This is a genomic window from Brevundimonas sp., from assembly GCF_036659295.1.
Classification (GTDB): Bacteria; Pseudomonadota; Alphaproteobacteria; order Caulobacterales; family Caulobacteraceae; genus Brevundimonas.
This window is the reverse complement of the sequence record NZ_JAVXCU010000106.1, coordinates 1-6522: the sequence shown is the minus strand read 5'-3', so window position 1 is coordinate 6522 and position 6522 is coordinate 1. Positions and strand designations below refer to the sequence as shown.

Genomic DNA, 6522 nt, shown 5'->3' with positions numbered 1-6522 from the left:
CTGCCGGTTGCACTGGACATGGCGTTGAGGATTGCCGAGGGGGCACCTCTGGCGCTGTCCAAGGCCAAGGAGGCGGTTCTGGGCGGGAGCGGGCGTGATCTGGAGGCCGCCTTTGCCATCGAGAAGGCCTGTCAGGACGTGGTGATGGCCAGTGAGGATGCCCGCGAGGGTCCATTGGCCTTTATGGAGCGTCGTGCGCCCCGCTTTACAGGAAAATAGGACGCCTACTGAAGATTTCGGATAGTTTCGTCACGTGAACAATTGTCAGATCACCATGATTATGTAGGTTGGGCGCGCTGATGTTCCGTTAGGGCAGCTTAGCGCGAGTGACAGTCGATTAATGCGTTGGGGGATGCTTTGATTTCGATCTGGGATGGTATCGAGGAATATATATCGGTTGTTGAAACGGGGAGTTTCACGGCCGCCGCCGATCAGTTGGGCGCGTCCAAATCGTTTGTCAGCAAGCGCGTCAGCGAACTGGAAACGCGCCTTGGGGTCCAGTTGCTGAAACGCACGACACGTCAGGTGTCGATGACGGCCATCGGCGAGCGTTTCTATGCATCATGTCGCGATATGCGCCGCTCTTTGGCCGCGGCCAGCCACGAAGCGGCCCAGATGCAGAAGACCCCGACGGGCAAGCTGAAGGTATCGCTGAACGATACCTATGATGTGACCTTTATCTCGGCGGTGATTGCCGATTTCGCCTGCCAGTATCCAGGTGTGGCTCTGGAGGTGCATGCCGGTTCGCGTGAGGTGGATCTGATTGGCGAGGATTTCGATGTTGCGATCCGCTATGGCGATTTGACGGATTCCAGCCTGCGCGCGGCCCGTATCGGATACCTGTCCTTCTGCCTGTGTGCATCGCCGAGCTATCTGGCCGAACATGGCGTGCCCAAAGGAATTGCTGACCTTAAAAACCATATTTGCGTCTCCGACCTGAACAGCCACTGGTGGTTTAACTCGACTGAAGGTGCTGAAAAGGTTCGCGTAAACGGTCGCTGGAAAAGCAATAAGGGTACGGCGCTCAAGGTTGCGGCCATGCGTGGACTGGGTATGGCACAGCTACCGATTGCCTTTGTCCGTAGCGAACTGGCGGCAGGTAATCTGGTGTCTGTCGAGGACGAGTGGAGCTATTACGACCGCGAGGTCTGGGCGATTTTCGCACCGGGCACGCCGGTTCCGGCCAACCTTCGCCTGTTGCTCGACTTCCTGTCCAAGCGTTTTGCTCGCACCCAGCTAAGGCCGTGGATGCAGACCTCGCTGACCGAATTGGACATCTTCCTGTCGGGCGCGGCGAAGATGGATGCCGTGGTTGAGGACTGATGTCGACGGCTGGACGCTGCGCGATTGTCTCTGCGAGCGAACGCTCCATCCAATCCTGACGCCTTATCGCGCCATGCGATCTTGATAACGTATTGGCTCAGTCTTCTGCGCACAGCGACAGAGGGCACCATAAATATTGAACTTTAGACGTCGGACCAACCGGCGCTTTTGGGAGGATTATCCATGGTTGAACGCTTCCCCATGCCGATTCCGTTCGGTTGGTTCTTTGTCTCCTATTCGAATGAATTGGCCGTCGGCGAGGTTCGTCCGGTCCATTATTTCGGCGAGGATCTGGTGCTGTATCGCACCGAAAGCGGCGCGGCGGGTCTGGCCGAAGCCTATTGTCCGCACCTTGGCGCCCATCTGGGCCATGGCGGGACGGTAGAGGGCGAGACCATCCGCTGCCCGTTCCATTCGTGGGCGTTTGATCTGACGGGGGCGTGCAAGGACATCCCCTATGCCAAGATCATCCCGCCCGCAGCCCGCAAGCCGGGATGCCTGAAAACCTATCCGATCACCGAGACCAACGGCGTGGTCTGGGCCTGGTACCATCCGCAGAACCTTGCCCCGATGTTCGAGGTCGAGGTGCTGGAAGAAATCTCGTCGCCGGATTGGGCCGATCCTATCCGCTATGAGTGGGTGTTCGACAGCAACCCGCAGGAAATCGCCGAGAACGGCGTGGACCTCGCCCACTTCAAATATGTGCACAAGATGGATGCCGTCCCCGAAGGCGAGAGCCATTATGAGGGGCATATCCGTCGCAGTCTGGCCGCAGGACAGCGCACGATGGACATGCCTGATGGCACGGTTCGTACCCTGAATACCGAGGTACGCACGCTGCAAACCGGTGCGGGCCAGAAATCCACCCGCTTCAAGGGCATGGCCGATCTGCTGCTGCAAGTGATTGCCACGCCGGTCGAGCATGACAAGGTGGAGCTGCGCTTTGAGTTCCGTCATCCGAAATTCGCCGATGGTGCGCCCGAGCTGGAAATGATCAGCCGCTCCATCGCCGGTATTATCGGCCAGTCGGGTGTCGAGGGCGATATTCCCATCTGGCACACCAAGATCCACCGCGTGCGTCCGCTGCTCTGCGACGGTGACGGTCCGGTCCTGCGCTTCCGTGAATATTTCGCGCAGTTCTATGACTTCGAAAGTGGTCCGGCTGCGCGCGTCGCGGCTGAATAAACCCGAACCCTCCTTATCCGACACCGACAGTAGGCAGCGTTCTGATGGGAATGGTGATGGGATCCGAGAGGCGCCAGCTTGAGCTGGTGCCTGCTCCGGTCCAGCAATGCTCGATCCGGATCGACAAGGAGGATATCAAATTCTCCGCCGGACATTTTACGCTGTTCGCCGATGGCGCGCGCGAGAGGCTGCACGGCCATAATTTCAAGGTCTCGGCAGTGATTGCGACGCGCGTCACCAGTCACGGTATGGCGTTCGACTACAACATCATCAAGCGGGCCATGCGCAGCCTGTGCGCGGAACTGGACGAATATGTCCTGATCCCCGAACGGGCCGAGGCTCTGGATATCAGCCATGCGGGACGCAGTGTGGTGATCCGCTATGGCGAGGACGAGTTTCGTCTACCTGCCGACGATGTGCGGCTGCTGCCGATCCGGAACACCACGGTTGAAGAACTGGCTATCTATCTGCTGGGCCGTTTGGTGGACATGGAGGCATGGTCTGCACGCTGGGGCGTGTCCGAGATCGCTCTGGAGGTATCGTCCGGTCCCGGTCAGGCGGCGCAGTGCCGCTGGAAGAGCATTGGCGCATGAGACGCGCTGCGGTTCTGACGGGGGGCAGTCGCGGCATCGGATTGGCAACGGCGCGCCAGTTTGTAGCGGCGGGCTATGAGGCTATCAGTCTGTCGCGCTCGGCTCCGGTGGATGCGGACATAGGCCATATCGCTACCGATATTACCGATCTGGCGTCTGTCGAGGCGGCGGGGCGTGAAGTGGCTGCGCGGGGCGGAGCGTGGGATCAGGTGGTGCTGGTCCATAATGCGGCCCTGCATCGCCACGATACGGTGGCCGACCTGACGGGTGCCGATTTTCTACAGGTTCTGACGGCCAATCTGGCGGCACCGCAGGCGCTGAACTGCGCCTTGGTGCCGGTGATGGGGGCGGGCTCGTCCATCCTCTATATCGGCTCGACACTGGCAGAAAAGGCGGTCGCGGGGGCGGCGTCCTATGTGGCCAGCAAGCACGGCATGATCGGTCTGATGCGGGCCACCTGTCAGGATATGGCGGGGCGGGACATTCATACGGCCTGCATCTGTCCGGGGTTTACCGACACCGAAATGCTGCGGGCCCATGTGGGGGATGCCGTGGACACGATCACGGCCATGGTGGCGGCCGGGCGTTTGGTCGCACCCGAGGAAATCGCGCGTCTGGCCGTGTTTTGTGCCGGTAATCCGGCTCTTAACGGCGCGATTTTACACGCCAATCTAGGACAGATCGAACGCTGATCTGAATGTTCGCCAGCGGAAACAAAGCCGCCGTCGCTGTGACCTTATCCCCGTGTCGCCCCTGAATAATAGTTGGTCAGAAAATTATTTCTGTCTCTGAAACCGTCCTTGTGAAAGGTCATTGATGACTGTCCTTGATGATACGCAAGTTGCCGAACTTCCGTCTGTAGAACGGGCCGAAGCCAAGGCTGAAAAACAGCCATCCGTGTTCTATGCATGGGCGGTCGTGATACTTTTGTTTGCCTGCTACACAATCTCGGCGATTGATGCCCGCGTGATGACGCTGATGGTGGCGGACATCCGGCAGGACATGAAGCTGGACGATTTCCAGATCAGCCTGCTGCAGGGTTTTGCCACCGTGGTTCTGGTGGCGGTTGCGGCGGTGCCTATTGGTCGCATTGTCGATAATGGCCGTAACCGCAGCAAGCTTCTGGCGGGCGGGATCGTCCTGTGGTGTCTCGCCACGGCGGCCAGTGGCCTGTCACGCACCTTTGGCCATCTGTTTTTGGCGCGTGTGGGCGTGGGCATTGGTGAATCCACACTGGGACCGACGGCCTATTCGCTGATCAGCGACTATTTCGAGCCCAAGCGCCGTGCCTTTGCCATCAGCGTTTTTGCCCTTGGCTATCCTGTCGGCGGTGGCTTGGCGCTGGTGATCGGGGCCTATGTGCTGAAGGCGGCCAAGGAATATGGACCGGCTATCTTGCCGGTGATTGGTCTGGTCCAGCCGTGGCAGATGACCTTCTTTATTGTCGGTCTGCCGGGTCTGATCCTGGCCCTGTTTGTGGCAATGATCCGTGAGCCGAAGCGCCATGCCGCGCCGACAGCCGTGATCGGTGTCGAGCGTCTGACCTTGCGCCAGACCGTCGAATTCCTTGTGCAACGCTGGAAGGTTTATTCGGCGCTGATCGGTTCGGTGTCGCTGCTGGGTATGCTGGCGATTGGTACCGCCATTTGGTACCCGACCTTCCTGATCCGCACCTATGGCATGACGGCGACCGAGGCTGGCTATTCCTTCGGCATACTGATGATTGTCTGTGGCGGTCTGGGTAATCTGACCGGCGGATGGTTCTCTGGCTTCTTCATGCGACGTGGCCATCCGGGTGCCAATCTGCACATCATGACATGGGTCACCTTGGTCAAGGTTGCGCCTCTGGTCATCGGCCCGTTGATGCCGACGGCGACCGGTGCGCTGGTCCTGATGGGGATTGCCACCTTTATTGGTCAAGGCACCAATAGTGTGGCGCTAGCCTCGCTTCAGGACATCACGCCCAGCCGACTGCGTGGTCAGATGACAGCCTTGATGCTGATGTGCGTGACCACTTTGGGCATGGCTCTGGGCTCGAGCGTTATTGCTGCCATGACGCAGTTCATCTTCCACGATGACGGTGCCCTGCGTTACTCGCTGGCCATCCTGCCGGCCATTGTCGGCCCACTGGTCGCGCTGATGTTCGTGCTGGCTCGCAAGCCGTATCGCAATGCCATGATCGAAATGGGCGAGTGGAACGAGAAGAAGTAACCATGACGATCCGGACCTTGCCACAAGCGGTTATTGCTGCCGCCCTTGAACATGCGGATGCGCCTGCGATTGTGGGCGACGACACGCTGAGCTTTGCCCAGCTGGAAAAACGGGTTGTTCGAGGTGCCGCCGCCTTTATCGAGGCGGGACTGGCCCATGGTGACCGCGTGGCGATCTGGGCCCCCAACAGTGCCGAATGGATCGTCTCATGTTTGGCTGTCCAGTCGGCCGGCGGGGTGGTCGTGACCATGAATACCCGCCTCAAGGGTCTCGAGGCGCAATATATCCTCGACAAGACCCGCGCCCGTTTCCTGCTGACGGTGGGCGATTTTCTGGATCAGGACTACCGGACGCTGCTTGCAGGGCTGGACCTGCCGCATCTGGAACGCATCCTGACGCTGGATGGCGAATGGGCCGGCTTTGTTGCAGGCGGTCAGGATCTGGACCGCGCCCGTGCCGTCATGACGGCGGTGTCGGGCGATGATGCGTCCGACATCCTGTTCACTTCCGGTACGACCGGCCACCCCAAGGGTGTGGTCAGCCGCCATGCCCAGAGCGTGCAGGCCTTTGCCGCATGGGCCGATTGTGCGGGACTTCAGGCGGGCGATCGCTATCTGATCGTCAATCCGTTCTTCCATACCTTCGGCTACAAGGCGGGCTGGCTGGCCTGTCTGCTCAAGGGGGCAACGGCCTATCCGGTGGCGACATTCGATCCGGCACAGGTGTTCGACTTGATCGCATCCGAGGCCATCACTGTTCTGCCTGGCCCGCCGACCATCTTCCAGCAATTGCTGGCCACCTCGGCCGAGACAGGACGCAAGCTGTCCTCTTTACGCGTGGCAGTTACAGGCGCAGCTTCTGTGGCACCGTCTCTGGTCATGCGCATGCAGGACGAACTGGGCATCCGCAATGTGCTGACCGCCTATGGCCTGACCGAAAGCTCGGGCATGGTCACCATGACCCAGCTGGACGATGGCGTTGAGCGCATCTCGCAGACCTGCGGCAAGCCGATCCCGGGGGTCGAAACCAAATGCGTGGACCGGTTGGGCAAGACCGTGCCGACGGGGCGACAGGGCGAAATCTGGGTGCGCGGCTTCAATGTCATGACCGGCTATTTCGAGGACGAAGCGGCCACCAAGGATGCCATTGATGACGAGGGCTGGCTGCATACCGGCGACATCGGCTGCTTCGACGAAGACGGCTATCTGCG

The 6522-nt window shown here is 60.0% G+C and carries 7 protein-coding genes; all 7 read left to right on the top strand.

Annotation, left to right across the window (positions count from 1 at the left end; genetic code table 11):
• Positions 1 to 219: enoyl-CoA hydratase-related protein (locus tag RSB01_RS12915; protein WP_332625611.1), on the top strand; the 219-nt coding region annotated here is incomplete at its 5' end.
• A 138-nt stretch (positions 220 to 357) separates the two neighbouring features.
• Positions 358 to 1323, top strand: a complete 966-nt coding sequence (locus RSB01_RS12910; RefSeq protein ID WP_332591694.1) for a LysR family transcriptional regulator — start codon at positions 358 to 360, stop codon at positions 1321 to 1323.
• Between the two features lie 183 nt (positions 1324 to 1506).
• Positions 1507 to 2508, top strand: coding sequence for a Rieske 2Fe-2S domain-containing protein (locus RSB01_RS12905; RefSeq protein WP_332591695.1), 1002 nt, complete (start codon positions 1507 to 1509; stop codon positions 2506 to 2508).
• 56 nt (positions 2509 to 2564) lie between these two features.
• Entirely contained in the window at positions 2565 to 3101 is a 537-nt protein-coding gene (locus RSB01_RS12900) for a 6-carboxytetrahydropterin synthase (RefSeq protein ID WP_332591696.1), read from the top strand.
• Positions 3098 to 3793: an SDR family NAD(P)-dependent oxidoreductase gene (locus RSB01_RS12895; protein ID WP_332619922.1), complete on the top strand. Its 696-nt coding sequence runs from the start codon at positions 3098 to 3100 to the stop codon at positions 3791 to 3793. The genes RSB01_RS12900 and RSB01_RS12895 overlap by 4 nt, the downstream gene beginning before the upstream one ends.
• 124 nt (positions 3794 to 3917) lie before the next feature.
• Positions 3918 to 5312, top strand: a complete 1395-nt coding sequence (locus tag RSB01_RS12890; protein ID WP_332619920.1) for an MFS transporter — start codon at positions 3918 to 3920, stop codon at positions 5310 to 5312.
• Between the two features lie 2 nt (positions 5313 to 5314).
• Positions 5315 to 6522, top strand: a 1208-nt coding sequence (locus RSB01_RS12885; RefSeq protein WP_332625609.1) for an AMP-binding protein, incomplete at its 3' end; no start/stop codon positions are given.